This window comes from Variovorax sp. PDC80 (genome assembly GCF_900115375.1).
Taxonomy (GTDB): Bacteria; Pseudomonadota; Gammaproteobacteria; order Burkholderiales; family Burkholderiaceae_C; genus Variovorax.
Genome location: NZ_FOWG01000007.1, coordinates 243,642 through 269,266 on the forward strand (window position 1 = coordinate 243,642; position 25,625 = coordinate 269,266).

At 67.4% G+C, this 25,625-nt stretch carries 24 protein-coding genes; 13 read left to right on the plus strand and 11 right to left on the minus strand.

The genetic code is table 11. From position 1 onward, the window contains the following. Positions 1-26: 26 nt before the first annotated feature. A complete protein-coding gene (locus BM109_RS21265) occupies positions 27-842 on the plus strand; it encodes a crotonase/enoyl-CoA hydratase family protein (protein WP_093346698.1) in 816 nt (271 codons plus the stop codon). Here the strand turns inward: BM109_RS21265 and BM109_RS21270 are convergent, their stop codons facing one another. Together BM109_RS21270 and BM109_RS21275 are read right to left on the minus strand one after the other, a co-directional pair. Further along, complete coding sequence (locus BM109_RS21270) at positions 843-3,224, minus strand: DNA polymerase II (RefSeq protein ID WP_093346699.1); 2,382 nt, start codon at positions 3,222-3,224, stop codon at positions 843-845. Between the two features lie 41 nt (positions 3,225-3,265). Continuing rightward, a complete protein-coding gene (locus BM109_RS21275; protein ID WP_256222697.1) occupies positions 3,266-4,708 on the minus strand; it encodes an aminotransferase-like domain-containing protein in 1,443 nt (480 codons plus the stop codon). A gap of 108 nt (positions 4,709-4,816) precedes the next feature. Here BM109_RS21275 and BM109_RS21280 point away from each other — a divergent pair, with 108 nt between their 5' ends. Beyond that, on the plus strand, positions 4,817-5,692 hold the full coding sequence (locus BM109_RS21280) for a DMT family transporter (RefSeq protein WP_093346702.1): 876 nt from the start codon (positions 4,817-4,819) through the stop codon (positions 5,690-5,692). 7 nt (positions 5,693-5,699) lie between these two features. Continuing rightward, on the plus strand, positions 5,700-6,779 hold the full coding sequence (locus BM109_RS21285; RefSeq protein WP_093346705.1) for an ABC transporter substrate-binding protein: 1,080 nt from the start codon (positions 5,700-5,702) through the stop codon (positions 6,777-6,779). A 6-nt stretch (positions 6,780-6,785) separates the two neighbouring features. Here BM109_RS21285 and BM109_RS21290 read toward each other — a convergent pair whose 3' ends face one another. From BM109_RS21290 to BM109_RS21310, 5 genes are all read right to left on the minus strand, one after another. Then, entirely contained in the window at positions 6,786-7,652 is an 867-nt protein-coding gene (locus BM109_RS21290) for an alpha/beta fold hydrolase (protein WP_093346709.1), read from the minus strand. After that, positions 7,649-8,008, minus strand: a complete 360-nt coding sequence (locus tag BM109_RS21295; protein WP_093346711.1) for a nuclear transport factor 2 family protein — start codon at positions 8,006-8,008, stop codon at positions 7,649-7,651. The genes BM109_RS21290 and BM109_RS21295 overlap by 4 nt, the downstream gene beginning before the upstream one ends. A gap of 117 nt (positions 8,009-8,125) precedes the next feature. After that, positions 8,126-8,566: a GNAT family N-acetyltransferase gene (locus BM109_RS21300; RefSeq protein ID WP_093346714.1), complete on the minus strand. Its 441-nt coding sequence runs from the start codon at positions 8,564-8,566 to the stop codon at positions 8,126-8,128. Positions 8,567-8,700: 134 nt separating this feature from the next. Beyond that, complete coding sequence (locus BM109_RS21305) at positions 8,701-10,470, minus strand: CocE/NonD family hydrolase (protein WP_177239433.1); 1,770 nt, start codon at positions 10,468-10,470, stop codon at positions 8,701-8,703. 955 nt (positions 10,471-11,425) lie between these two features. Then, entirely contained in the window at positions 11,426-12,142 is a 717-nt protein-coding gene (locus tag BM109_RS21310) for a GntR family transcriptional regulator (RefSeq protein ID WP_177239424.1), read from the minus strand. Positions 12,143-12,244: 102 nt separating this feature from the next. Between BM109_RS21310 and BM109_RS21315 the strand changes: the two genes are divergently transcribed. From BM109_RS21315 to BM109_RS21335, 5 genes are all read left to right on the plus strand, one after another. Then, a complete protein-coding gene (locus tag BM109_RS21315) occupies positions 12,245-12,763 on the plus strand; it encodes a TRAP transporter small permease (RefSeq protein WP_093346722.1) in 519 nt (172 codons plus the stop codon). A 22-nt stretch (positions 12,764-12,785) separates the two neighbouring features. Continuing rightward, positions 12,786-14,063, plus strand: coding sequence for a TRAP transporter large permease subunit (locus tag BM109_RS21320; protein ID WP_093346726.1), 1,278 nt, complete (start codon positions 12,786-12,788; stop codon positions 14,061-14,063). Positions 14,064-14,097: 34 nt separating this feature from the next. Further along, positions 14,098-15,081 (plus strand): TRAP transporter substrate-binding protein, encoded by a 984-nt coding sequence (locus BM109_RS21325; RefSeq protein ID WP_093346728.1) that lies wholly within the window; start codon positions 14,098-14,100, stop codon positions 15,079-15,081. Positions 15,082-15,196: 115 nt separating this feature from the next. After that, positions 15,197-15,847 carry an RraA family protein gene (locus BM109_RS21330; RefSeq protein WP_093346731.1) on the plus strand — a complete coding sequence of 217 codons (651 nt, stop codon included), beginning with the start codon at positions 15,197-15,199 and terminating at the stop codon, positions 15,845-15,847. Then, complete coding sequence (locus BM109_RS21335) at positions 15,834-16,778, plus strand: sugar kinase (protein ID WP_093346735.1); 945 nt, start codon at positions 15,834-15,836, stop codon at positions 16,776-16,778. Before BM109_RS21330 ends, BM109_RS21335 begins: the two co-directional genes overlap by 14 nt. A gap of 6 nt (positions 16,779-16,784) precedes the next feature. Here BM109_RS21335 and BM109_RS21340 read toward each other — a convergent pair whose 3' ends face one another. After that, a complete protein-coding gene (locus BM109_RS21340; RefSeq protein WP_093346737.1) occupies positions 16,785-17,984 on the minus strand; it encodes a trans-sulfuration enzyme family protein in 1,200 nt (399 codons plus the stop codon). Positions 17,985-18,227: 243 nt separating this feature from the next. Between BM109_RS21340 and BM109_RS21345 the strand changes: the two genes are divergently transcribed. After that, positions 18,228-19,127: a LysR substrate-binding domain-containing protein gene (locus BM109_RS21345; protein WP_093346740.1), complete on the plus strand. Its 900-nt coding sequence runs from the start codon at positions 18,228-18,230 to the stop codon at positions 19,125-19,127. 9 nt (positions 19,128-19,136) lie between these two features. Here BM109_RS21345 and BM109_RS21350 read toward each other — a convergent pair whose 3' ends face one another. Together BM109_RS21350 and BM109_RS40835 are read right to left on the minus strand one after the other, a co-directional pair. Continuing rightward, positions 19,137-20,093 (minus strand): PDR/VanB family oxidoreductase, encoded by a 957-nt coding sequence (locus BM109_RS21350; protein WP_093346742.1) that lies wholly within the window; start codon positions 20,091-20,093, stop codon positions 19,137-19,139. Positions 20,094-20,095: 2 nt separating this feature from the next. Then, positions 20,096-21,040 (minus strand): pyridoxamine 5'-phosphate oxidase family protein, encoded by a 945-nt coding sequence (locus BM109_RS40835; RefSeq protein WP_177239425.1) that lies wholly within the window; start codon positions 21,038-21,040, stop codon positions 20,096-20,098. Between the two features lie 130 nt (positions 21,041-21,170). Here BM109_RS40835 and BM109_RS21360 point away from each other — a divergent pair, with 130 nt between their 5' ends. Next, positions 21,171-22,070, plus strand: coding sequence for a LysR family transcriptional regulator (locus tag BM109_RS21360; protein WP_093346745.1), 900 nt, complete (start codon positions 21,171-21,173; stop codon positions 22,068-22,070). A gap of 25 nt (positions 22,071-22,095) precedes the next feature. Here the strand turns inward: BM109_RS21360 and BM109_RS21365 are convergent, their stop codons facing one another. Beyond that, on the minus strand, positions 22,096-22,467 hold the full coding sequence (locus BM109_RS21365; RefSeq protein WP_093346748.1) for a DsrE family protein: 372 nt from the start codon (positions 22,465-22,467) through the stop codon (positions 22,096-22,098). 204 nt (positions 22,468-22,671) lie between these two features. Between BM109_RS21365 and BM109_RS21370 the strand changes: the two genes are divergently transcribed. The 3 genes from BM109_RS21370 to yghU all read left to right on the plus strand — a co-directional run bounded on the left by BM109_RS21370 (position 22,672) and on the right by yghU (position 25,620). Then, positions 22,672-23,616 (plus strand): LysR family transcriptional regulator, encoded by a 945-nt coding sequence (locus BM109_RS21370; RefSeq protein ID WP_093346752.1) that lies wholly within the window; start codon positions 22,672-22,674, stop codon positions 23,614-23,616. Between the two features lie 20 nt (positions 23,617-23,636). Then, complete coding sequence (locus BM109_RS21375; RefSeq protein ID WP_093346754.1) at positions 23,637-24,560, plus strand: LysR family transcriptional regulator; 924 nt, start codon at positions 23,637-23,639, stop codon at positions 24,558-24,560. 181 nt (positions 24,561-24,741) lie between these two features. Continuing rightward, positions 24,742-25,620, plus strand: a complete 879-nt coding sequence (yghU, locus tag BM109_RS21380; protein ID WP_093346757.1) for a glutathione-dependent disulfide-bond oxidoreductase — start codon at positions 24,742-24,744, stop codon at positions 25,618-25,620. Positions 25,621-25,625: the final 5 nt, after the last annotated feature.

Here is a 25,625-nt window from a genome sequence, read left to right on the forward strand (position 1 = left end):
AGTAAGCACTTCAACAGGAGACGCCAATGACCGTGAGAACCGAGAAGGATGGTGCGGTGTGGACCGTGGTCCACAGCCGCTTCGACGAAGCGCGCAACGCGATGGACCCCGACAGCGCCGACGCGCTGGTCGAGCAGCTGCAGGCCTTCGACCGCGATCCGCAGGCGCGTGTCGCGGTGCTGTGGGGCGAGGGCGGCGCCTTCTGCGCCGGCTGGGACCTCAAGTACGCGAGCACGCTGGCGGACCGCGAGCGCTTCGACCAGGACATCGTGCGCGGCCTGGCGTTTCCGATGGGCGCCAACGCGGCGCCGCGGGGACCGCTGGGGCCGACGCGGCTGGAGCTGTCGAAGCCCGTGATCGCGGCGGTGGAAGGCCCCGCGGTGGCGGGCGGCATGGAGCTCGCGCTGTGGTGCGACATCCGCGTGATGGCCGAGAGCGCCTACTTCGGCGTCTACTGCCGCCGCTGGGGCATCCCCCTGCTCGATGGCGGCGCGGTGCGCCTGCCGCGGCTGGTGGGGCAGGGCCGCGCGATGGAGATCATCCTGACCGGCCGCAAGGTGCCGGCCGAGGAGGCGCTGCGCATCGGCATGTGCGAGCAGCTGGTGCCGCATGGCGAGGCGCGGCAGGCGGCCGAGGCGATGGCCAGGGAGATCGCGCGCTTTCCGCAGGCCGCCGTGCGGGCCGACCGCCGCACGGTCCACGAGAGCCATGGGCTGCCGCTGCGCGATGCGATGCGCGTGGAGTGGGCCAACGGCGTGGAGGCGCACCACCAGGAAGGCGCCGATGGCGCGGGCCGCTTTGCGTCGGGACTGGGGCGCGGCGGCGACTTCGGCCGCATCTGATCACTCCTCGAACAGGCGCGACTGCGACGAGGTCAGCGCCGAGAAGCTCTCCCCCATCGGCAGCAGGATCGCGTCCGCGATCGGCCGCAGCTGCTTCGCGAGGTAGTGCTCGTAGTCGATGCGCGACTGCCGCGCTTCCAGCGGCTCGGGCCCGTTGCGCGTCATCACGTACTGGATCCAGCCGCCGTTCTGATACTGGCGCGGCCGCTGCGCCCGGTCGTTGAACGCGTCGGCGATGCGCGCCGCGCGCACCTGCGGCGGCACGTTGACCTGGTAGTCGTCGAGCCGATGGCGCAGCCGCTTGCGGTAGATCAGCAGCTCGTCCTTGGCGCCCGCCAGCATCGAGCGCGTGTAGTCGGTGACGAAGTCGCGGTAGGGCTCGTCGTGGAAGATGCGCGACAGCAGCCCTTCCTGGAACTGGCGCGCCAGCGGCGTCCAGTCGCTGCGTGCCATCTCGAGGCCGCGATAGACCATCTCCTCCTGGCCCTTCGCATCCACGCTCAGGCCCGCATAGCGCTTCTTGCTGCCGATCTCCGAGCCGCGGATGGTGGGCATGAAGAACTTCTTGTAGTGGGTGTCGAACTCGATCTCGAGGAAGTTGCGCAGTCCCTGTTCGTCGTGCAGGGTCCGGGTCCACCAGGCGTTGATCTCGGTGGTGAGCGCCGCCGCGATGGCGTGCGCGTCCTCGTTGGAATGCGCGCGCTTGAGCCAGATGAAGATGGAGTCGGTGTCGCCGTAGATGACCTCGTAGCCGCGCTCCTCCACGAAGTCGCGCGTGAGCCGCATCATCTCGTGGCCGCGCAGCGTGATGGCGGACACCAGGTCGGGGTTGAAGAAGCGGCAGTCGGACGCACCCAGCACGCCCGCGAAGGAGTTCATGAGCAGCTTCAGCGCCTGCGACAGCGGCTCGTTCTTCGCGCGCTTGGCCTCGTCGCGCGCATGCCAGAAGGTGCTGACGATCTCGGGCAGGCAGTGCTTGTCGCGCGAGAACAGGGTGCCGTTCGGCCCCTTGACGCCCGTGGCCGGGTCCTGCGCCCGCATGCCTTCCACCAGGCCCACGGGGTCGACGAGGAAGGTGCGGATGATCGATGGATAGAGGCTCTTGTAGTCGAGCACCACGACCGAGTCGTAGAAGCCGGGCTTGGAGTCCATCACGTAGCCGCCCGGGTAGGCCTTGCTGAGGATCTCGCCGACGTTGGGCGCCACGTAGCCCAGCCGGTGCATGCGCGGCAGGTAGTGGTGGCTGAACGCGGCGATGGAGCCGCCGAAGTGGTCGGCCTGCAGGCCCGTGGTCTGCGCGCGCTCCAGCACGAAGCTCAGCAGCTTCGTCTTCTCGAAGATGCGCAGCACCAGCTCGCAGTCGCGGATGTTGTAGGTGGCGAGCGCCGGCTTGTCCTGCTGGTAGCGGCGCTCGATCTCGGCCATCTTGTCGTACTCGTCGCCGATGGCCTTGCCTTCGCCGAGCAAGGCCTGCGACACCGATTCGAGGCTGAACGACGGGAAGCTCCACATGCCGGAGCGCAGCGCCTCGATGCCGTCGATGATCACGCGGCCCGCGGTGGTCGCGAACAGGTAGCCCTGCTTGCCCGGATGCGTGCGCCATTCGAAGGGCCGGCGTTCGCGGCCCGGCAGCAGCGGCGTGCCGGCGGTGTCGGCCGTCTTCTGCAGCACGCGCAGGTCGAACTGGATCACGCTCCAGCCGACGATGACGTCGGGGTCGTTGTGCGCGAACCAGTCGTTGAGGCGCTCGATCATCGCCTTGCGGCTCGCGCAGTAGACGAGCGAGAAGCCCAGCGGCTCGCTCGCCGCCTGCGCGGGCGCCTCGCCCAGCATGTAGACCACGCGCTCGCCGGTGCCGTCCAGCGCGATCGAGTACAGCTCCTCGTGCTGGCTGGTCTCGATGTCGAGCGACACCACCTTGAGCCGCGGCCGGTAGGCGGGCGCGGGCTTGAGCCGCGGATCGACGATGGCGGTGCCGTCGTGCCTGCCGCCTTCCACGAGCGTGCCCGCCGTGATGAAGCGCTCCATCAGGTAGCGGTCGTGCGGCCGGATGTCGGCCTCGAGCAGTGGAATGCTCTTCGCCTCGAGCAGTCGCACCAGCCGCTTGAGCTGGCGGAAATGCGTGACGTAGACGCCGACGACCGGCTCCTGCCCGAAGGTCTTGAGTGCGAGTTCGCGCAGCTGCAGGCCCGGCAGCTCCGGGGCGTGGGCTTCCACCGCCTGCCTGTGCTTCGCCGCGACGAAGGCGACCGAGCTCTGCGCGTTGAGCAGCACCTTCCTCGGGCCCTCGTCGGTGGCGAGCCAGAACTCGATCTCGGTGCCGCCGGGCGCATCGCGCCAGCGCCGGGTGAGGATGAATCCCTGGAGTTCGGTGGACGGCACGGGCGGCTGGAGATCGGGTGGAGTGGGAGCGTGATGGATTCTCACAGGGCCGCGCTTTGCTTGCGCCTGGCCGTCGCAGGGCGCGGCGGCATGCTGTCCTTCATGGCCTCCTTGAGGATGCCGAACACGCGCCGGTCGCCGAGCTGCGCGACATTGAAGCGCGCGAACGAGCCCGCCGTCTGCGAGACGCTGAAGACATTGCCGGGCGCGAGCACGACCTTCTGTTCCATGCAGCGCCGCGCCAGCACCGCGGAGTCGAGGCCATCGGGCAGGCGGCACCAGAGGTAGAAGCCGCCGCGCGGCGCGAGCCAGGGCTTGATCCCCAGCGCGGCCAGGCGCTCGGTGGCGTCCTTGCGCGCGCGCGTGAGGCGCTGGCGCACCTCGTCCATGTGCTTGCGATAGCTGCCGCCGGCCAGCACGCCGGCGATCAGTTCGGTGGCCACCGGGCTCGGGCCGCCGAACTGGGTCGCCACCTGCAGGTCGACCAGCCCGTCGATCCAGTCGCGGCGCGCGGCGATGTAGCCGCAGCGCACCGAGGCCGAGAGCGTCTTGGAGAAGCTGCCGATGCGGATCACGCGCTGCAGTCCGTCGAGCACCGCCAGCCGCGGCGAGGGCGAGGGCTCGAAGTCGGCGAAGACCTCGTCCTCGACGATCGTCATCCCTTGCGCCGCGGCCGCGCCGAGCACGCGGTGCGCGGTCTGCGGCGAGATCGTGGCGCCGGTGGGGTTGTGCAGCGCCGAGTTGGTGATGTAGAGCCGCGGGTTCTGCGCCAGCGCCTGCGTGAAGGCCGCGACGTCGGGGCCGGTGGGCGTGAACGGCACGCCCACGATCCTGGCCTGGTGGGCGCGCAGCAGCGCCTGGAAGTTGAAGTAGCAGGGGTCGTCCACCAGCACCGTGTCGCCGGGCCGCAGCAGCAGGCGGCAGATCAGGTCGATGGCCTGCGTGCCCGAGGTGGTCAGCAGCAGCTGTTCGGGCGTCGCGGCGATGCCCTCGTCGGCCAGGCGCGCCAGCAGCAGGCGGCGCAGCGCGAGCGCGCCGCGCGTGCTGCCGTAGTCGGCCAGCAGCGCGTCGTCGGCGCGGCTCAGTGCGCGCAGGCCCTTGCGCAGGGCCGCATGCGGCATCCAGTCGGCCGGCAGCCAGCCGCAGCCCGGCATGAGGAAGGAACCATCGGCATCCAGCGACTGGCGCGAGACCCAGAAGGGATCGACGTCGCGTTCGCGCGGCGCGCCCATCTCGGCCAGCGCCATCGGCGGCAGGTTGGCGCCGGTCACGTAGAAGCCCGAGCCGCGCCGCGCGCGGATCACGCCCTCGGCCTCGAGGCGGTCGTAGGCCTCGACCACGGTGGAGGGCGAGACGCCCATGGTCTCGGCGAAGCTGCGCACCGAGGGCAGGCGATCGCCTTCCACCAGGGCGCGGTTCGCGATCTTGGCGCGCACCGCGTCCATCAGCGCATCGGTCCGCATCGTCGCCTTCACACCGCTCATCCTCGTCGCCTTCCTGGTGACTGTATGGACAGGTCGAGCCATACAGTTTGGCGAAATTGTATGCCTCTGTGCCTTCCTTCCCTTGCGCCGTGCCGATACGCTGAGGGGATGACAAGCGAAGGATCTCGACGACATTCCGCCGGCTGGGGCAGCGGCCTGCTGGGCGTGCTCATCTTCAGCGGCTCGCTGCCCGCCACGCGCGTGGCCGTGGCCGATTTCTCGCCGTTGTTCCTGACGGGCGCGCGCGCGGTGATCGCCGCCTTGCTGGGCGCGGTGTTCCTGCTCGCGCTGCGCGAGGCGCGGCCCAAGCGGGCCGACCTCGTGCCGCTGACCCTGGTGGCGATCGGCGTGGTCGTCGGCTTCCCGCTGCTGACCGCGCTCGCGCTGCAGCACATCGATGCCGCGCATTCGGTGGTCTTCGTCGGACTGCTGCCGCTGTCGACCGCGATCTTCGGCGTGCTGCGCGGCGGCGAGCGGCCCAGGCCCGCCTTCTGGCTGTTCTCGATCGTCGGCGCCGCTGTGGTGGCCGGCTTCGCGCTGCATGGCAGCCGCGGCGGCAGCCTGCAGGGCGACCTGCTGATGATCGCGGCCATCGTGGTGTGCGGACTCGGCTATGCCGAAGGCGCCACGCTCTCGCGCCGCCTCGGCGGCTGGCAGGTGATCTGCTGGGCGCTGCTGCTGTCGCTGCCGCTCATGGCCGCCATCGCGCTGTTCACCCTGCCGCATGCCTGGGACCGCATCGGCGCGCCGGCCTGGGCCGGCCTCGCCTACGTGTCGGTCTTCAGCATGATGATCGGCTTCGTCTTCTGGTATCGCGGCCTGGCGCTCGGCGGCATCGCGGGCGTGGGGCAACTGCAATTGCTGCAGCCCTTCTTCGGCCTGCTGCTGGCCGGGCTGTTGCTCGGCGAGCCGGTGGCCTGGACCATGATCGCCTCGACCGTGGTCGTGGTGTTCTGCGTGGCGGGCGCCAAGCGCTTCGCCTGAGCGGCTGATGCGTTCTTCCGCGATCGAGATCGGCGCGCTCGCGCCGCTGAGCCGGCCGGGCTGGGTCGAGGCGGGCGAGCATCTGCTGGCGGGCATGGAATTGGCCGCCCTCGAGATCAATGAGGCAGGCGGGATCGCGGGCAGGCCGCTTCGATTGGTGGTGAGGGACACCGCGGCTGATCCGAACAAGGCCATGGCCGCCGTGGACGAACTGGCCCGCCTCGGCGTGGTGGCGCTGGCGGGCGAGTACCACAGCGTGGTCGCCCGCGCGGCGGCCGCGCGCGCGCATGCGCTCGGCCTGCCGTTCCTCTGCGCGTCGGCGGTGCTCGATGCACTGTGCGAACAGCCGACGCCCTGGGTGGCGCGGCTGGCGCCGGCGCAGTCGCATGGCTGGCGGATCTATGCGGACTTCCTGCTCGGCGAAGGCCATCGCCGCATCGCGGTCGCGGCCGATGCCAGCGTCTACTGGGCGGCGGGCACGGGCATCCTGCGCGAGCACCTGGCCGCGCGCGACGGCATGTTGATCGAGCTCGATGCGCGAGCGCTGTCGCCCGCGGCACTGTGCGACCAGCTGTTCGAGCAGCGCGCGACGGCCGTCCTGATGCTGGCCGGCCATCCCGAGCCGGCCGTGCCCATCGTCAAGGCCGTGCGCCATGACCCGCGCCTTGCCGGCATGCGGATCGGCGCGCCGGCCGGGCAACCCGAGTTCGCCGAATGGATGGCGGCGCTGGGCGTGGATGGCGCGGCGATTCCGTTTCTTCGCTATCTGCCCGAGCACCTCGGTTCGTCAGCCATGCGCATCGAAGCGGCATTGCGCGAGCGACTGGGTGTGGCGCCTTCGTTCGTCGCCTTCGAGGGCCACGACACGATCACCGTGCTCGCCGAGGCGATGCGATCGCACGGTGCGCGGCGCGAGGGTATCGCCGAAGCGTGGTCGCAAAGGACCTTCGACAGCAGCCGCGGCCCGCTCCGGTTCTCGCGCGTGCCGGGCATCGATGTTCTGCAATGGGCCTGGCCGCCGGTACAGGTGGTCGAGCGCGATCCCTCGAAGCCCGATCGCTTCAGGGTGCTCCACGCCAGCGCCTGATCCGGCTCAGGCGTGCACCCTGCCCAGGAAGTCGCGCATCAGGCCCGACACCTCCTCGAGGTGCGTTTCGAGCAGCCAGTGCCCGCCATCGAGCAGATGCAGTTCGGCTTGCGGCAGGTCGCGCAGATAGGCGCGCGCCGACTTCTCGGGCATGTAGTGATCGTGCGGCCCCCAGACGATCAGCGTCGGCGGCTCGTGGGTCGCGAGGTACTGGCGATGCGCGGGAAACCACGCGCGGTTCTGCTTGAGGCCCGCGATCAGGTCGATCGCAACCTCCTTGCGTTTCGGTGTGACCAGCGACCAGTGCAGCTTCCACAGGTCCGGCGGAATCCGGTCGGCGCGCTCGTCGTCCAGCGCATTGAGGAACTCCTCCTTGAAGGTTTCCTCGTCGATGGCCTTCGCCAGTCGGGCGCGCATCTCGGCCTCGGGCAAGGTCCAGGTCTCCTCGATCTCCGCGTACTTCGGGCCCAGCGCATCCTCGTAGGGAATGTCGCCGTTCTGGATGATCTGCGCCACGATGCGCTCGGGCGCCATGATCGCCAGCCGCGCGCCGATCGGCGAGCCGAAGTCGTGCAGGTAGAGCGCGAAGCGCGACAGGCCCAGCGTCTTCACGAAGCGGTCGAGGAATTGCGCATAGCCATCGAAACTGTAGTCGAAGTCGTCGGGCGTGGCGCTGTACCCCGCGCCCGGATAGTCGGGCGCGACGAGCCGCCAGCGGTCCCCGAGAAGAGGCATCAGGTTGCGGAACTCGTAGGACGAGCACGGGTAGCCATGCGGCAGCAGCACGACCGGCGCATCCGGCGGGCCGGCTTCGCGGTAGAAGGTGTCCACGTTGCCGACCTGGATGCGGCGATGTCGAACGGTGGAGGTCATGCGGTGCTTCCCGTCTCGACCACGAAGGCATGCAGCTCGGCCAGCTTTCCGTCGCGAAAGCGCCAGACATCGCAGTAGCTGTGATGGGTCGCCTTGCCGGCCTCGTCCTTCAGCGTGATCTCGCCGATGGCCGCCACGATGTCGCCCTCGGCGACCAGCCGATGCACGTCGAACTTCGGCGGCTCCTTGTACGTCTGGGCCATCCACTGGCGAACGGCTTCCTTGCCGTCGAGCGTCTGTTCGCCCACGAAGGTCCACTTCGTGTCGTCGGTGCAGGCACTCAAAAAACCTTCGTAGTCGCCCTCGACGATGGCCGCGTTGGCCTGCTCGAGGATGGCCTTGTTCGTCTGTGACATCCGGAACTCTCCTTCGTTGAACCTGGAACAGCTCCCGGTTGTAGAGCTCCGGTGTCGCGCGATCGTCAGCCCATGGGCAACGATGGCGTACGCGATCGGCTGACAGCCAGGCAGGCCCTATCGCAGATCGAATCCGAAATGCATCCCGCGCGCGAGCAGGCCGTTGCGGAAGTAGAAGCGCTGCGCCAGCGCGTTGTCCATGCCGGTATCGAGCGTGAGGCGCGTGCACCCGGCCTCGCGCGCCAGTGCCTTCAGCGCGCCGAGCAGCGCGCTGCCCACGCCGCTGCTGCGCTCGTCCTGCGTGGTCACGAGGTCGTCGACATAGAGGAAGCGCCCGTGGATCAGGTTGCGCTGGAAGCGGTAGCCCGCGAAGCCGCGGGGCGCATCGTGCTGCCAGGCCGCGAGCATGCGGTAGCCCTCGCGGCGCTGCTCGGCCACGGCCTGCTGGAAGGCCTCGGGGCTCGCGAGGTGCGGGCGCAGTTGCCGCACGATGGGGTAGCAGGCGAGGAGGTCCGCGTCGGAATCGACGGGGCGGAAAATGATCGGGGTGGCGGTCATGGGGATGAAGTCGATGAAAGGACCCGGGCAGTGTGCGGCCGCGACTTCCCCTCCCATTGGACCAACTTCGATGATTCGGGTTGGGCCATGTCGCCATGGCCCCGCCCGCTGCGTGCAGGCCTCTTCACACCTTGTCAGTTGAGCTTCATCACGGCAACGGGATTCGCCTTCGGTACGAGCGGCATGTCCAGGGTCGTGTTGGCCAGGTCCAGCGAGACCGTCTCACCGCCCCAGTTGTCGTACCCCTCGATCACCACGGAAATCTTTCTGCCCGGCAAGACGGTGAAGTCGCGCGGCATCATCTCCAGCGAGACCTTGTAGGCCGTATCGGGCGCAATGGTCTCCGGCTTCTCGAGGGACTTGTGGAAGCGAGGATTGGCCCAGCCCCAGGTCACCGCTTGTCCATCGACGAACAGCTTTGCCTTGAGATTGCTGACGCCGTTGGAGAGCTTGACGGTTGTCGTCACGTAGATCGTGCCGGCAAAGCGGGTTGCATTCACGAGAGGCCGGGACACGAAGCTCCCGCTGTCGGCGCCATAACTCAGCGTCAAGGGTTCTCCTGCTGAGCCCTCCCCGGCGTCCGGCGTCAACAGAAGACCCGTGTCCGAGGCGGCGTTGCGATGCAGGTAGTACGAAACCGTCTTCGTTGCCGGCCAGGCGTCTTCCTTCACCATGATTCCGCCCGAGGTGACGCAATCCCTCGGGTTGTGAGCACCGGAGCCAGGCTGATTGCAGTGACCTGTCAGTGTGTCGCTCAAGTCGGTCCGCGGCTCGCCGCCGAGGTCTCCGGCAACCTTGTCTCCGGGTGGTGTTTCCCGCACATAGGTCGGCTGGGCCTCGACGCCGTTGTTCACGCCAAAGAGATAGCGCGAATACCACAGCATGATCTGCTTCTGCCATTCCTTCTGCCAGGCCGGATCGTCGTGATCCTTGGCATGGAACCACAGTTGCACCGGCTTCTTCATCCGATGGAGCGATTGATACAACTGAACGGCGTTCTTCGTCTTGACGTTGTTGTCGCTCTGACCGTGCGAGATGAGCGTCGCGGCCTTGATGTTGCCCGCCAGTGCGAGCGTATTGCGTTCTTTCCAGAAGTCGGTGTAGGCGAGTGTTTCGTCGTCGACCCCCGCGTCCAGTTTGGCAAAGCTGGCGGTGCATTCGGCCGGCGGGCTTTGATCGTTGTATATCTGGGCATAGCCGTTGAGAGTGATGACGCCGAGCTCGTCGGGGACCACACCGTTGTACCGTGAGAAATAGTCGTAGGCATTGCTGATGCCAGCCACCGGAACGATGGCTTCGAGTCCGGTGACCCCCATCGCGGCGGCCATGATGGGCAGGGTCCCACCGTAGGAAATCCCTTCCATGGCGACGTGGTTCGTCGACCAGGAGGCCGCGGTCACCGCAGCACCGTTCTCGTCGAAGCCTTGTGCGGACGGATCGCTCGCCAGCCAGCGAACGACGTCGGCCATGGCCTGACGCTCCGCGCTGTCCATGATGCTGGCGCAACCCTCCGACTGGTAGGTCCCGATCGTGTCGGCGTAGACGACGGTGTAGCCCATTCGCAGGTACTGATCTTCGCCAAGAAAGGGTTGTCGCTTCCCGACGTAGGCCGGGTCCCCGTAGTAGAAGGACGGCCGAACGATCACCGGTGTCTTCAACCCATCGGCCACTTCCGCCGGTTGCACGATGCGCAGCGCGAGGCGATCGGGTTTGCCGTTGTTGTCGGTATCGAGCGCCGTCTGGACCTTGACGCTGAACTTCAACGGTTCCCGGTTCGGAGAGAGCCACGGCAGCACCATGCCGTTCTCGACGGTGGGGCCGTCGTGCCCGGGGTAGAGGCCGGCAAGCTTGGGGTACGGCACGCCCGTCGGGGAGTTCTCGAACTGAGGCCCCACATCGGGCAGCGGCACCGGCGCCGGGATCGGCCCGGGAGGTGGCTCTTGCGTGATGGTCTGCGGTGCGTTTGCCACGGGCAGGTAGACAACGGAGGAGGTACCGTCCCCGCCGCCGCAGGCGCCGACGAGCAGAGCCGCCGCGGTGGCTCCGGCGATCCGGCGTCCTCGCGCTGTCAGCCTTCGGCCCTTGTTCGTTGCGGTGTTCGACGCTTCGACATTCTTTTTCATTTCGACATTCCCTTGTGTGGTCGGTGGAGGCGAGCTCAGTCGCCGGCTTCGCTGGCCCGGACAGGTCGTGAACCGAGCGCGCCGATCCCGACGCGACATGCCGCCAGCGCGGCGGCTGAATAAGCCATGAAGATGGTTCGAATTAAGCTTCTATTAAGCATTTGTGTTGTTTCCCTAAAGGCAAAAGAAGAACGGCCGATCTGTCATGCGGCGTTCACCCACGTGTCGGTCACGAGCTGCCATTTGCATTGCAAATGGCCGCGCGAACGTCACGTATCGGCACTCTTTCCATGAGCACCGAATCTCGACAATCTTTGGGTTATCGCTCTAGGCGACAGGCCCTTTGCAACCGGCAATGCGGCGAGCTGGGCATGGCGATGCCGGGGCATGGCAAGCCCGATGGCATCGAGAGAAGGGAGTCGGGGTGCAACGGAACAGAAGGTGCAGCGAAGACTTCTGTGCGTTGGCGAAAGCGCGATGCTTTGATTCTGAAAAAAGAATGTCGCCCTGGGATTATTTCAGACCGAATCCGTGAATCATTGTTCATTTACTCTCCCTGTTGACTTCCGAAAAAGTCTGCACGAACTGTGCCAATTGGAGGAAATGAACTGGTGATATTTCTTATTTGGCCGAATCGCCTGTTGGATGTGTCACGGTCGTCCGAGGGACATGCAATGCACGCGCCCAGCGAGGCGCCGGGCCCCAGGGACGAAATGACCGAGAAGCTGGCGGCCTGCTAGACGGCCGCGCGATCGCCGCGCGCCGGCGCCACCATGTTGCGGCAGGCGATCAGATAAGCCTGCTCCGTGCTCTGGATGTGCTCGCGCAGGATCGCCTGTGCGCGCGCCGCGTCGTTGGCGCGGATCGCGTCGACCACCACGCGGTGGTTGTCCTGGCAGTGCGTGACCTGGCTGTTCTCGGCCGGCAGCCGGTAGCGCAGGGCCGTGAGTTGCGCCGCCACCAGCGTGTACGCGGACTGGATGTAGCCGTTGGCGCAGCTCTCGATGATGGCGTTGTGGAACTCGGTGTCCAGGCGCGGGAACTCGTCGTGCTGTTGCTTCGAGAAGGCGGCGGCCATGTCGTCCAGGCATTTCTCGAGCGCCTGGATCAGCGCCTCGGGCCGGTGCTCCATGCCGTCGGCCAGCGCCTCGCATTCGATCATCGAGCGGAAGCGGCAGATGTTCGCGACCTCGGCCTCGCCGAGCTGGAACACGAAGGTCCCGCGCTGCGGATGGACCTCGACCAGCCCTTCCATCTTGAGGTGCAGCAGCGCCTCGCGCACCGGCGTCTTGCTGATGCCCAGCGTGGCCGCCAGCACCGACTCCGACAACGCCTCCCCGAACCCCAATTCGCCCCTGACGATGGCGGCGCGGATCTGGTCGATCGCGAGTTCGGTGAGCGATTTGGGCCGCTCGACCTTGACGGAGAGGGCGGATTGACGGGGCGGGGCCATGCGCGATCCTAACAGGACCGGCCCTCGGGAAATACCGGATCTGATCTCTGGCGTTCCATATCTGGCATCTGATATATTTGTTGCCATAGAACAGGAGACAAGATGAATGCAGCAATGGACCGGCTCTACCGGTGGTTCGAGCACGCGCTCGTGGGTGGCCTGGCCGTGATGTCGCTGATGGTGTTCGCCAACGTGGTGCTGCGCTATGTGTTCGACACCGGCATCACCTTCACCGAGGAGGTGTCGCGCATGCTGTTCGTCTGGCTGACCTTCATCGGCTCGATCGTCGCGCTGCGCCAGGGCACGCACCTGGGCATGGACACGGTGGTCAGCCGGCTGCCGCATGCGGGCAAGCTGGCCTTCTTCGTCCTGAGCCATCTGCTGATGCTGGGCTGCATCGTGATGCTGTGGCTGGGCTGCTGGGAGCAGACCCGCGTCAACCTCGACAACCACGCGCCGGTTTCGGGCATCCCGGTGGCAGCGGTCTATTTGGTCGGGCTGGTGGCCGCGGTGCTGATGGGCATCACCCTGCTGGCCAACCTCTGGCAGGCACTGCGCGGCGACCTCAGCGACGCGCAGCTGGTGACGGTGCGCGAGAGCGAAGACCGCGCCGCCGACTGAGCGCAAGGACAGAGGCCACTCCATGACCGTCTTCACCTTCATCGCATCGCTGCTCGGCGCCATGACGCTGGGCATGCCGATCGCGTTCGCCCTCATGGTCTGCGGCGTCGCGCTGATGCTGCAGATGAACAGCTTCGACGTGCAGATCCTGGCGCAGAAGCTGGTCGACGGCGCCGACAACTACCTGTTGATGTCGGTGCCCTTCTTCCTGCTGGCCGGCGAGATCATGAACCTCGGCGGCCTGTCGCGGCGCATCGTCGATGCCGCGATGGCCGTCATCGGCCACATCCGCGGCGGCCTGGGCTACGTGGCGGTGCTCACGGCGCTGGTGCTGGCCAGCGTCTCGGGCTCGGCCATCGCCGACACCGCGGCGGTGGCGGTGCTGCTGATCCCGATGATGCGCAATGCCGGCTACGACGTGGGCCGCTCGAGCGGGCTGATCGCCGCGGCCGGCATCATCGCGCCGGTGATCCCGCCCTCGATCGGCTTCGTGGTGTTCGGCGTGGCCGCGGGCCTGTCGATCACCAAGCTGTTCATGGCCGGCATCGTGCCGGGCCTGATGATGGGCGCCTCGCTGATCGTCACCTGGTGGTGGCTCTCGCGCCGCGGCACGGTGCAGCCGGCGCCGCGCCGCAGCCTGCCCGAGATCGGCGTGGCCGTGCTGCGCAGCCTGTGGGCGCTGGGGCTGCCGGTGATCATCATCTTCGGTCTCAAGCTCGGCGTGTTCACGCCCACCGAGGCCGGCGTGGTGGCCGCGGCCTACGCGCTGTTCGTGAGCACCGTGGTCTACCGCGCGCTGTCGCTGCGCGACCTCTACCGCGCGCTGCTGAGCGCGGCCATGACCTCGGCCATCATCATGTTCCTGGTGGCGGCCTCGCTGGTGTCGGCCTGGCTCATCACGGTGGCCAACATCCCCGACCAGATCGTGGCGCTGGCGCAGCCCTTCATCGAGCACAAGACGCTGTTGATGCTGGTGCTGATGGCGGTGGTCGTGCTGGTGGGAACCGCGCTCGACTTCACGCCCACCATCCTGATCCTCACGCCGGTGCTGATGCCGATCATCAAGGAGGCCGGCATCGACCCGATCTACTTCGGCGTGCTGTTCATCATCAACAACGCCATCGGCATGGTGACGCCGCCCGTGGGCACGGTGCTCAACGTGGTGGCCGGCGTGGCGCGCATTCGCATGGACGACGCGATCCGCGGCGTCATGCCCTTCATGGCGGCGCAGCTCGTCGTGCTGCTGCTGCTGATCCTGTTCCCCGCGCTGGTCCTCGTGCCCGCCACCTGGTTCCGCTGACACCGTTCATTCATCCAACAAGGAGACAACAAGCATGCTCAAGAAGATCATCGTCGCGCTCGCGGCCACCGCGGCGCTCGGCCTGGCCCATGCGCAGGCCGGCAAGTTCGGCTACGGCGCCAGCGACGACAACTCGCAGGGCCTGGCGGCCAAGCGCTTTTCCGAACTGGTGAAGACGCGCACCGGCGGCCGCATCAACGTCAACACCTACGGCAGCGGCAAGCTCGGCACCGACGCGCAGATGCAGTCGGCGCTGCAGGGCGGCGTGCAGGAACTGATGGTGGGCCCGACCTCGGGCCTGGTCGGCGTGGTCAAGGAGTACGCGCTGCTCGACCTGCCGTTCCTGGTCTCCAGCTTCAAGGAGGCCGACTCGCTGCTCGACGGCCCGGTCGGCCAGTCGCTGTTCCAGAAGCTCGAAACCCATGGCCTGGTGGGGCTGGCCTACTGGGAGAACGGCTTTCGCCATCTCACCAATTCGCGTCGCCCGGTCAACAAGCTCGAGGACATCGCGGGCCTGAAGATCCGCGTGATCCCGAACCCGGTCTACATCGAGACCTTCAAGGCCCTGGGCGCCAACCCGCTGCCGCTGCCCTACACCGAGCTCTACGGTGCGCTCGAGACCAAGTCGGTCGACGCGCAGGAGAACGGCCTGGGCCTGATCGAGTCGGGCAAGTTCTACGAAGTGCAGAAGTACCTGACCTTGAGCGCCCACAGCTACACGCCCTACATCGTGCTGGCGAGCAGGAAGTGGTTCGACAAGCTCTCGGAGGCCGACCGCGATGTGGTGCGCAAGGCAGCGGTCGATGCCGGCACCTACCAGCGCCAGATCAACCGCGAGGAGACGCGCAAGCTGGTCGACCAGATGAAGAAGCACGGCCTGCAGGTGGTCGACCTGCCGGCCGCCGAGGCCAACCGCATGCGCGAGAAGGTCAAGCCCGTGCACGAGAAGTTCACCGAGCAGATCGGCGCCGCGCTGATGAAGCAGGCGCGCGAGGAGATCGCCAAGGCCGCGCAGTGAGCGCCTGAACCCCTGATTCGCTTTTTCGCCGCCCTCCGCGAGGAGGGCGGGCGGGAGCCTGCCCGCCATTCGCCGTCATCCAGCCCATCGCATACATACACAAGGAGAGAGATCCATGGACACCCAGCAACTGATCGCCGCCTTCGAGAAGGTCGCGACCGCCTCGGTCGCCGATGCCGTCGACAAGGTCACCGGCAAGCGCGGCTACCTCGACCACGAAATCAAGCCGCGCATCAACGACAAGCGCGTGGTCGGCCCGGCCGCCACCGTGATCGAGGTGCCGACCGACGAGTTCGTGCCGCCGCAGCATGCGCTCGACCTGATCGACGAGGCGCCCGAGGGCAGCGTGATCTGCATCGGCATCGGCGGCGAGAGCGACGTTGCCGTCTGGGGCGGCCTGATGACCGCGGGCGCCTTCGCCAACCGCCATGCGGGCGCGCTGCTCGACGGCGGCGTGCGCGACATCGCCGAGATCCGCCGCGACTACGACTTCCCGGTGTTCGCGCGCAGCGTCTCGCCGGGCACCACGCTGGGCCGCCACAAGACCCTGAGCTCGGGCGTGCCGACCATGATCGGCGGCGTGATGGTGCACCCGGGCGACATCGTGGTGGCCGACATCGACGGCGTGGTGATCGTGCCGCTCGCCCATGCCGAGGCCGTGCTCGCGATGGCGCAGGAGATCGACCAGCGCGAGCTCGAGCAGGCCAAGCTGATCGTGGCCGAGCGCTCGCTGCGCAAGGGGCTGGCGAAATATGGCCGCATCTGAAGCCACCGGCGCGGCGCAGATCGTCGCGCTCGGCGAACCGATGGTGGAGTTCAACCAGGTCCGCCCTGGCGAGCCCAACTACCTGCAAGGTTTCGGCGGCGATACCTCGAACGCCATCATCGCCGCCGCCCGGCAGGGCGCGCGCACCGCCTACCTCACGCGCGTGGGTAGCGACACCTGGGGCGACGCGCTGATGGCCCTGTGGCGCGCCGAGGGCGTGGCCACCGACGGCGTGGCGCGCGATGCGCAGGCGCCGACCGCGATGTACTTCGTCACGCACGACGGCGACGGCCATGCCTTCAGCTACCTGCGCGCCGGCAGCGCCGCCAGCCGCATGGTGCCGGCCGGGCTGCCGCGCGGCACCATCGAGGGCGCGCGCTTCCTCCATGTGTCGGGCATCAGCCAGGCCATCAGCGCGAGCGCCTGCGACACCGTGTTCGAAGCCATCGCCATCGCGCGCGCCAAGGGCGTGCAGGTCAGCTACGACGCCAACCTGCGGCTCAAGCTCTGGCCGCTGGCGCGCGCCCGCGCCGTGATCCGCGAGACCGTGGGCCTGTCGGACCTGTTCCTGCCGAGCATCGAGGATGCGCAGCAGTTCACCGGCCTCGACGGCGAAGACGCCATCCTCGACTGGTGCTTCGAGGCCGGCGCGCGCACCGTGGTGCTGAAACTCGGCAAGGCCGGCGCGGTGCTCGCCACGCCGTCGTCGCGCGAGCGCATCGCGGGCCATGCGGTGCGGGCGGTCGATGCCACCGGTGCCGGCGACTGCTTCGCGGGCTCGCTGCTCGCGCGGCTGGCCGCGGGCGACGCGATCGCGCAGGCGGTGCGCTATGCCAATGCGGCGGCGGCGCTCACGACCACGGGCTTCGGGGCGGTGGCGCCGATACCGCGGCCGGAGGAGGTGCGGGGCTTGCTGGCGCGCGTGGCCTAGGGCCGCTCAGCCGGCGGGCGACGCTTCCAGCGCCTGCCGCAGGTCCTCGAGGATGTCCTCGATCCCCTCCAGCCCGATCGACAGCCGGATCAGGCTGTCGCCGATCATGTGCTGCGCGCGCTCCTCGGGCGTGTAGGTCGCGTGCGTCATGCTCGCGGGATGCTGGGCCAGGCTCTCGGCATCGCCGAGGCTGACGGCGCGCGTCACCAGGCGCAGTGCGTTGATGAAGCGCCGTCCGGCATCGAGTCCGCCGTGGATGTCGAACGCGATCACCGCGCCCGGTTGCGACATCTGCCGCCGTGCCAGCGCGTACTGGGGATGCGAGGGCAGTCCCGGGAACTTCACGCGCGCCACCTCGGACCTGGCTTCGAGGAACTCCGCGACGCGCTGCGCGTTCGCGCAATGCCGGTCCATGCGCACCGGCAGCGTCTTCAGGCCGCGCAGGATCAGGTAGGCATCCATCGGCGACATGCAGGCTCCCGTCAGCTCCTTGATGCCCACGAAGCGCAGCGTCGACATCAAGGCCCGGGTGCCGACCAGCGCGCCCGCGATCACGTCGCCATGGCCGTTGATGTACTTGGTGAGCGAATGCACCACGACATCGGCGCCGAGCTTCAGCGGCTGCTGCAGGTAGGGCGTGCAATAGGTGCTGTCGACCGCGACCAACGCCGTGCTGTGCGCATGGACCATCTCCGACACCGCCGCGATGTCGACGACACGCATGTGGGGGCTCGCGGGCGTCTCGAACAGAACGAGCTTGGTCCTCGCGTTGAGATGGGCCGCCAGCTCGCCCGGCTGCGTGAAGTCCGCGACCCGCGTGACGATGCCGAAGTCGGGCAGCAGGTGGTGCACGAGGGCATGGGTGCAGCCGTAGAGCGTGAGGTCGACGAGCAGCTCGTCGCCCGGCCTCAGCAAGGTCCACATCAGCGTGCAGATCGCGCCCATGCCGGAGCCGAAGGCGAGCGCGGCCTCGCCGCCCTCGAGCGATGCGAGGCGCTCCTCGAGCAGCTGCACGGTCGGGTTGGTGATGCGCGTATAGATCATCCCCGGCTCTTCCTGCGCGAAGCGCGCGGCGCCCTGCTCGGCCGAGTCGAAGGCGAAGGTCGAGGACCAGAAGATCGGCGGGTTCAGCGCGCCCTGGTGCGCCGAGGCGTCGTAGCCCGCGTGGATGGCGCGGGTCGCGAGGGAGAGAGGGGGTGATTGCATTGCTGGATTCGATCCTGGGTTGAATCGCGCGGTGATGCGCACCGCATTCGATGGCTCATTCTTTCCGAATGCGCCACGCGACTATCGAGTTGTTTGCATCGCGCGCGCCCATTGATGCGGATCGGGAATCGATGAGCGGCGACTGGCCATTGCCGGCGAGGCCTGTCGAGGGGAAGGACCGTCCGCTTCGAAACGTAGAATGGCCCGGCCCTCCCCACAGACACCACAACCGTAGCAACCGCAGTGGATCGCGCGCACCTGATGACCGTGTTCCTCGCGGTGGCCGAAGCGCAGAACTTCGCCGCCGCGGCGCGACGCCTGGGAATGTCGGCGCCCGCCGTCACGCGCGCGATCGCCAGCCTCGAGGAACACCTGGGCGTGAAGTTGATCCTGCGCACCACGCGCAGCGTGAGGCTCACGGATGTCGGGCATCGCTACCTCGAGGACGTGAGGCTCATCCTCGCAAAGCTCGCCGACGCGGCCGAGGCGGCGCGCGGCGTGAACAGCGCCGTGCAGGGGCATCTCAACATCACGGCGCCCGCGCTGTTCGGCATCTCGCACGTGATGCCTTGCATCGATGCCTACCTCGAGCAGTTTCCCCGGATGAGCATCTCGGGCTACTTCCTCGACCGCATCGTGGATCTTCGCGAAGAGGGGATGGACGTCGCGATCCGCATCGGCTTTCTTCCCGACACCGGCCTCGAGGCCATCCGTGTGGGGCAGGTCCGGCGCGTTCTCTGCGCATCGCCGGGCTACCTGAAGGCGCATGGCACGCCGCGCGATCCCTCGGAACTCGATCGGCATGCGGTCGTGATGGCTGCGCCTTTGTCTCCAGGCAACGAATGGAAGTTCAGGTCCAAGGGCACGAGCGTCGCGCTTCGCCTCGCGCCTCGGCTGATCGTCGGCACCAACGATGCGGCCCTCGAGGCCGCCGTGCTCGGCAGCGGCATCACGCAGCTGCTCTCCTACCAGGTCGCCGCGCATCTGGATGCCGGCCGCCTGGCGATCGTGCTGCCGGACCACGAGGAGCCGCCCTGGCCGGTCCATGTCGTCTACGAGAAGGAGCGCGGTGAATCGCCGCGCGCCCGCGCGTTCATCGACCTGCTGGTGCACCGCCTGCGCGGCAGCAAGGCGTTGAACTGAGGGGCGGCCTCACACCCGAAGGGCCAGCCTGTCGCCCGGCTCGGCCCAGGACACGCACAGGCACAGCGAATGCGTGCGCTGCTGCGGTGTCAGGCAGTTGTCACGGTGGATCGGCGTGCCGCCGCTGTAGCTCACGATGCAGGCACCGCATTCGCCGCGCCTGCAGTCCGACGGGATCCACGCGCCCGCGGCCTCGACCGCATCGAGCAAGGTGGTTCCGGGCGAGGCTTCCAGTTCGAGTCCCGATTCGGTCAATGCGAGCCGGACCTTCGTGTCGGCGGCGCTCCACGCGGGCCCGAAGCTCTCGAAGTGGATGCGCGACGACGCAACACCATGGGCCACGGCCGCGAGGCGCACATCGTCGATGAGTTTCGCCGGACCGCAGACGTAGAAGTGAGCGCCTTCGTCGCGCAGATGAGGCTGCAGCAGCCCTCGCACATCCATGCGCCGCGGGGATTCTCCTTGCCGCGTCGCGTAGAGGAACAGCGTGTCGTGCCCATCGTCGAGCAGCCGGTCGCGAAAGGCCATCTCCCGGTCGTGCCTGGCCGCATAGTGAAGTTCGTAGGAGGCACCGCGCTGCTTCAGCGCCGATGCCATGCCGAGCATCGGCGTGATGCCGATACCGCCGGCGATCAGCACGTGGTGGCTGGCGGCAGGCGCAATGCCGAAAGCATGGATCGGCATAGAGACTTCCAGCGTGTCGCCAACGGCCAGCACGTCGTGCAGGAAGCGCGAGCCGCCGCGCCCGTTGTCGTTGCGCTTCACCGCAATGTCGTAGCGGTCGAACGCTCCGGTGTCGGAGACCAGCGAATACTTGCGCAGCAGGTGTTGACCATCGACTTCGAATCTCAGTTCGATGTGCGCGCCGGCATCGAAGCGCGGAAGCGGCGCATCGGCGGGATCCTGCAACCGGATCAGGCGCACGCCGTCCGCCAACGGCTCGGCCCGGGTCACGGTGAGGCGCATGCTCAGTTCACCTCGGGCAAGGAGGGCAGGAAGGGCGAGAACTCGATGAACTTCGTCTGCAGCGTCGCCGGCAGTTCGCTCTCGATCCAGTGCGAGGGCTTGAACTCCCAGAACCGGCCGGTGCCGCCCGTCAGGCCCTGGGGGTCGGCCTGGTTCCACATCATCTCGACCGTGCCGGCCAGCTGCAGCACGCGGCGCCGCTCGTAGTCGGGAAAGGTCAGGCCCGCTTGCGGGTTCAGCAGGAAATTCCCGAAGCTGTTGAACATGCTGTTGCCGTTGTAGTCGGGAATCCTCAGCACGCCATCGCCCGCATGCCGCACGAAGCCGCGCGGACCCCCGCGGTGCGAGCAGTCCGCGCCGCGCGTGGCATGCGCCGATGCGAGGAAGAAGGTGTCGGCGTCCGCGATCAGTTCGAGTTGAGCCGGACCCAGTTCGTTGCCCCGGCTGGAGGTCGAGGAGGGTGTCGCCTCGCCCGCGTCCGCGAGCACGATCTCGCGCCGGTGGATGTAGCGCGGGCAAATGGGAAAGGACTTGGTCACCTGGACCTCGAGCCGCTCGCCCTCCAGATGGGCCTCGCCGTTGATCTTCAGCCGGCGTCGGCTCTGCAGTTCCAGCAGCAGCAGGCCGATGCGCGCGTCGTGCCGGATGTTCTCCCAGAACGGGTCCGCATTGAGTTTCGCGACCTGGCCCAGGTCGACCGACAGCATGGCCGCGTCGTCGCTGGGAGCCAGGAAGCCGGGCTCGCCGAGCAGGATCGAGGCCCACACCTGTCCGTTCGGATCCAGGCTGGCGGCGTAGGCCGTCTTCTGCTGGCGCACGAAGGGCAAGGCGCCCCGGATGATGGTGCGGCCCACGGTCGCGCCGTTGCGCACGGCGATGTCTCTCTCGCCCGCGTTGCGCTGGGCCATCAATTCGCCTTCGTGGAACAGGGTGTCGCTGGTCGTCATGGATCGATGCCTTCGAGAACGGTCATTGGAAAAAAATTGTGCCGATCGACGCGGCGACCGGAAAGCAGACGGACCGCAATTGATAATTGCGCACGACGCAGGACGGTCGAGCCAGGACAATGGTGGTGCCATGGATGACATTCATTTGATGACGGTGTTCGTCGCCGTCGGCGAGGAACAAAGCCTGGCCGGCGGCGCGCGGCGGCTCGACATCTCGGCCGCCGCGGCCATGCGCGCCATCAACCACCTCGAGTCGAAGATGGGCGTCGCCTTCTTCCAGCGCAACACCCGGGGGCTGGCACTCACCGAGAGCGGGCAGCGGTATCTCGAGGATTCCCGCGCGGTGCTGCAGCTGGTGGAGCGGGCCGAGGCCTCCGTGATCGGCGCCAACATCGTCGCGCGCGGCCAGTTGCGGATCACCGCGCCGACGGTCTTCGGCCGGCTCTTCATCATTCCGCTGATCAAGGAATACCTGGCGCTCTATCCCGAGATGGAGATCTCGGCGATCTTTCTCGACCGCACCGTGAACCTGATCGACGAAGGCTTCGACGTGGCCATCCGCATCGCCGAGCTGCCCGATTCGGGCATGAAGGCATTGAAGGTCGGCCAGGTGCGCAGGCTGAGCTATGCCTCGCCGGCCTACCTCGAGAAGCACGGCGAGCCGGTGCATCCGATGGATCTGCAGAAGCACAGGATCATCGCGGCCGAGGTGTCGGCCCAGGTGGCGGTCTGGAAGTTCAAGTCGAAGGACAACGCCTTCTCGGTCAAGCTCAGGCCGGTGCTCGATGTGATCGGCAGCGACGCCGCCATCGATGCGGCCGTGCGCGGCATCGGCATCGTGAACCTGCCGTGCTACCAGGTGGCCGACAAGGTGCGCCGCGGCGAGCTTCGCGCGATCCTGGTCGACTACGCGAGCGGCTCGCTGCCTATCCACCTGCTGCATCGCGAGAGCCGATTCGGCTCGTCCAGGGTGCGAAGCTTCATCGACCTGGTGGGCCCGAGGCTGCGCAAGGAGATCGCCGCGCTCTAGGCGCGGCGACGGTCACATCGGTCGATCAGAAGGTCAGGACGGTGAAGCCATCGGCCGTCAGGGCGCCGATGCTCGGCAGTCCGGACGTGCCCGGCACGTCGTTGCCGGTCACCAGTTCGAAGCCGTTCTTGATGGCGTCCTCGCGCGCACCGAAGACATCGGCGCAGCCGCAGGAAACGCCCGCGACCTTGTCCTCCACGGCCTTGTAGAGGCCATGCACCGGGTGGTCGGCATTGCCGACCACGCCGGCCCAGCGCGTGCCGGTGCCCTGGAAATAGATGGCGACTTCGACGTTGCGCTGCTTGAAGTCGTAGGCGGTCGCGAGCGCATTGAAGAGGCGCCCCATGGCTTCTTCACCGGCCTTGGGATCGGAGAAAACGAAGATTGCGAATTTCATGGAGAGACCTCGAATCGGTTGCATTGAATTGAAAGAACAGCCCTTGACTCGGGCTGGCGAAGAAATCTTAGGTTTGACGGATCGATTCGATGCATCGGCACACGCAACTCACAATTGCGCCGCGCGTCGCACCCGGTGCGGTGTTCTTGCGTAGAGTCCTGCGTGCACCAATCCGTCTCGCGATGCGGTGCCATCACTCTTTCCATGGACCGTCAAAGACCTCTATCGATCGGACCCCTGCGCGCCTTTGCCGCGGTCGCGAGGCATCTCAACTTCAATGCCGCGGCGGCGGAACTCCATCTGACGCAGTCGGCCGTCAGCCGCAAGATCCAGGCACTCGAGAGCGACGTCGGCGCGACGCTGCTGGCGCGCAGCACGCGCTCGGTCGAGCTGAGCGCCGAGGGCCGGGTGCTGGTCAAGGCCCTGTTCCCGATGCTCGACCGCCTCGACGAGGCCGTGCGCCAGATCCGCTCGCCGAGCGCCAAGGCGCGCGTCACCGTCAGCACCTTCGCCTCGTTCACCTCGCTGTGGCTGTTGCCGAGGCTGGAGCAGTTCCAGCGCGAGAACACCGAGATCGACATCCGTGTCTCGTCGAGCGATGCGATGGCGCCGATCGAGAGTCCCGACACGGACGTGTTCCTGCGCTACTGCGCGCCCAAGTTCGCGCCCGCCGGTGCCACGCGGCTGTTCAACGAGTCGCTGACGCCGGTCATGAGCGCGGTCTTCGCGCGGCAGATCGAGCTCGGCGATGCGCCACCGCTGAAGAGCGTCGGCGACCTTGCACTGCACACGCTGGTCGAGGAGGACGACGCCTATGCCTCGGCCGGGCTCGCGAGCTGGCGACATTGGCTACGCATCCACAACCATGCCGAGCTGGAGCCGCGCAACTGGATGCACCTGAACTTCACTTACCAGCAGGTGCAGGCCGCAGTGGCGGGCCACGCGCTGGCGCTGGCGCGGCTGCCGCTGGTGGCCGACCTGCTACGACGCAACGAGCTGCACGAGGTGTTCGGCGAGGCGTTCCGGACCGCGGGCCCGGGCGCTTACTGGATGGTCGTCAATCCGAATGCGGTCGGCCGCCCCGAGGTCGACGGCTTCTGCCGCTGGGTCCTCCAGCAGGCCGAGGGCACCCGGGCTTTCCTGGCATGACGGGCGGGGCCGGGCGAGCGATGAACAAGCTGCAGGCAATCGAGGTCTTCGTGCAGGTCGTGGACACGGGCAGCTTCACGCGCGCGGCCGAGAACCTGAAGCTGCCGAAGGCGACGGTCTCGACACTGATCCAGTCGCTCGAGTCCTCGCTGTCGGCCAAGCTGCTGCACCGGACCACGCGCAAGGTCAGCGTGACCGCCGAAGGCGCGGCCTATCACGAGCGGTGCCTGCGCATCCTGTCGGATGTGCGCGAGGCCGACGAGTCGCTGTCGCGCACGCGGCGCAGTCCCGCGGGGCGCCTGCGCGTCGATGCGCCCACGGGCCTGGCCAGCCTGGTGATCATTCCCGCCTTGCCCGAGTTCTTCGCGCGCTATCCCGACATCCATCTGGAACTCGGCTGCAGCGACCGGCCCGTGGATCTGATCGAGGAGGGCGTGGACTGCGCGGTGCGCGGCGGAGAGCTCGGCGACTCGCGCCTGGTCGCGCGCCGCGTCGGGGCGATGCACTACGTCACCTGCGCCTCGCCGGCCTACATCGAGCGCCATGGCCGGCCCCTGCATCCGGACGACCTGGCGCGGCATCGCTGCGTCAACTATTTCTCCGCGCGCACGGGCGAGATGTTCCACTGGGACTTCACGCGCGGCGGCGAGCGCGTGCAGCTCGTGCTGCCCGGCCAGATCGCGCTGAACGACAGCTATGCGTACACGGCGGCGGGCCTGTCGGGGCTGGGCATCGTGCAGATGGCGAACTTCCTGCTGCGGCCCATGATCGAGGACGGCCGCTTCGTGCCCGTGCTCGAGGACTGGAGCAACGACCCGATGCCCATTCACGTGGTCTTTCCGCAGAACCGTCACCTGTCGAACAAGGTGCGGGTATTCGTCGACTGGGTGGCGGAGCTTTTCGCGAAGCATCCGGTCATGCGACAGGGCCGAGACTCGGTCTGATTGGAAGTTTCGAAGAAAGTCTTTCAATGTCGCCGAGCCGTTGCATTGTTCGGGATGCCGAATGCTCAATTCGATATGAGCCCGTATATCAAATGAAGTCGTCTCCATAGAATTTCTGCACCGAAAGAAGAGTCCTGGATTCCCAGGAATCAAAGTGATTCCGGTGCATATGGAGCGATCAATGACCGACATCCCCGTGGATGAAAACCAGCCCTTGGGCTATGTGCCAGACAAGGTCTGGCGTCCGAAGGCCGTCCATGGCGGCCAGTTCGCCGGGATCAATCGCCCGACGTCGGGGCCTCGCTTCGAGCAGAAGCTGCCGGTGGGCAAGCATCCCTTGCAGCTCTACTCGCAGGGAACACCCAATGGGCAGAAGATCACCATCATGCTGGAGGAGTTGTTGGCCGCGGGGCACTCGGGCGCCGAGTACGACGCGTGGCTGATCGATATCTTCAAGGGCGAGCAATTCGGAAGCGGCTTCGTCGACATCAATCCGAACGCCAAGATCCCGGCGCTGGTGGACTCATCGACCGATCCGGCCATGCGCGTCTTCGAGAGCGGCTCGATCCTCGTCTATCTCGCGGAGCGCTTCGGCGCGTTCCTGCCGACCGAAGCTGGTGCGCGCACCCGGACCTTCAACTGGCTGATGTGGCAGATGGGTTCGGCGCCGTTCGTGGGTGGCGGTCTCGGCCACTTCTACGCCTACGCGCCGTTCAAGATCGAATACGCGATCGACCGCTATGCGATGGAGACCAAGCGCCAGCTGCACGTGCTCGACACCCACCTCGCGTCGAACGAGTTCCTCGCGGGCGATCAGTACACGATCGCGGACATGGCGGTGTGGCCTTGGTATCCGGGCAGTCTCTACGGCGTCTACAACACCCACGAGTTCCTGGCCGTCGAGGACTACAGGCACCTGCTGCGCTGGTACGAAGCCATTGCCGCGCGGCCCGCGGTCGCGCGCGGCAGGGTGGTCAACCGCACGTCGGGCGCGCCGGGCACCGTGCTGCGCGAGCGCCACGACGCCAGCGATTTCGATGCCCTGGTGCCCGCTCTCTAGTCAGC

Bases quoted from the DNA above. Each gene is read 5' to 3' on its own strand.
- BM109_RS21370 (WP_093346752.1), top strand. From the start codon at position 22,672: ATGGACCGTCAAAGACCTCTATCGATCGGACCCCTGCGCGCCTTTGCC.
- BM109_RS21320 (WP_093346726.1), top strand. From the start codon at position 12,786: ATGACCGTCTTCACCTTCATCGCATCGCTGCTCGGCGCCATGACGCTG.
- BM109_RS21325 (WP_093346728.1), top strand. From the start codon at position 14,098: ATGCTCAAGAAGATCATCGTCGCGCTCGCGGCCACCGCGGCGCTCGGC.
- BM109_RS21290 (WP_093346709.1), bottom strand. From the start codon at position 7,652: ATGACCTCCACCGTTCGACATCGCCGCATCCAGGTCGGCAACGTGGAC.
- BM109_RS21335 (WP_093346735.1), top strand. From the start codon at position 15,834: ATGGCCGCATCTGAAGCCACCGGCGCGGCGCAGATCGTCGCGCTCGGC.
- BM109_RS21285 (WP_093346705.1), top strand. From the start codon at position 5,700: ATGCGTTCTTCCGCGATCGAGATCGGCGCGCTCGCGCCGCTGAGCCGG.
- BM109_RS21265 (WP_093346698.1), top strand. From the start codon at position 27: ATGACCGTGAGAACCGAGAAGGATGGTGCGGTGTGGACCGTGGTCCAC.
- BM109_RS21365 (WP_093346748.1), bottom strand. From the start codon at position 22,467: ATGAAATTCGCAATCTTCGTTTTCTCCGATCCCAAGGCCGGTGAAGAA.
- BM109_RS21280 (WP_093346702.1), top strand. From the start codon at position 4,817: ATGACAAGCGAAGGATCTCGACGACATTCCGCCGGCTGGGGCAGCGGC.
- BM109_RS21350 (WP_093346742.1), bottom strand. From the start codon at position 20,093: ATGCGCCTCACCGTGACCCGGGCCGAGCCGTTGGCGGACGGCGTGCGC.
- BM109_RS21360 (WP_093346745.1), top strand. From the start codon at position 21,171: ATGGATGACATTCATTTGATGACGGTGTTCGTCGCCGTCGGCGAGGAA.
- BM109_RS21275 (WP_256222697.1), bottom strand. From the start codon at position 4,708: ATGAGCGGTGTGAAGGCGACGATGCGGACCGATGCGCTGATGGACGCG.
- BM109_RS21375 (WP_093346754.1), top strand. From the start codon at position 23,637: ATGAACAAGCTGCAGGCAATCGAGGTCTTCGTGCAGGTCGTGGACACG.
- BM109_RS21340 (WP_093346737.1), bottom strand. From the start codon at position 17,984: ATGCAATCACCCCCTCTCTCCCTCGCGACCCGCGCCATCCACGCGGGC.
- yghU (WP_093346757.1), top strand. From the start codon at position 24,742: ATGACCGACATCCCCGTGGATGAAAACCAGCCCTTGGGCTATGTGCCA.
- BM109_RS21310 (WP_177239424.1), bottom strand. From the start codon at position 12,142: ATGGCCCCGCCCCGTCAATCCGCCCTCTCCGTCAAGGTCGAGCGGCCC.
- BM109_RS21330 (WP_093346731.1), top strand. From the start codon at position 15,197: ATGGACACCCAGCAACTGATCGCCGCCTTCGAGAAGGTCGCGACCGCC.
- BM109_RS40835 (WP_177239425.1), bottom strand. From the start codon at position 21,040: ATGACGACCAGCGACACCCTGTTCCACGAAGGCGAATTGATGGCCCAG.
- BM109_RS21300 (WP_093346714.1), bottom strand. From the start codon at position 8,566: ATGACCGCCACCCCGATCATTTTCCGCCCCGTCGATTCCGACGCGGAC.
- BM109_RS21315 (WP_093346722.1), top strand. From the start codon at position 12,245: ATGAATGCAGCAATGGACCGGCTCTACCGGTGGTTCGAGCACGCGCTC.
- BM109_RS21295 (WP_093346711.1), bottom strand. From the start codon at position 8,008: ATGTCACAGACGAACAAGGCCATCCTCGAGCAGGCCAACGCGGCCATC.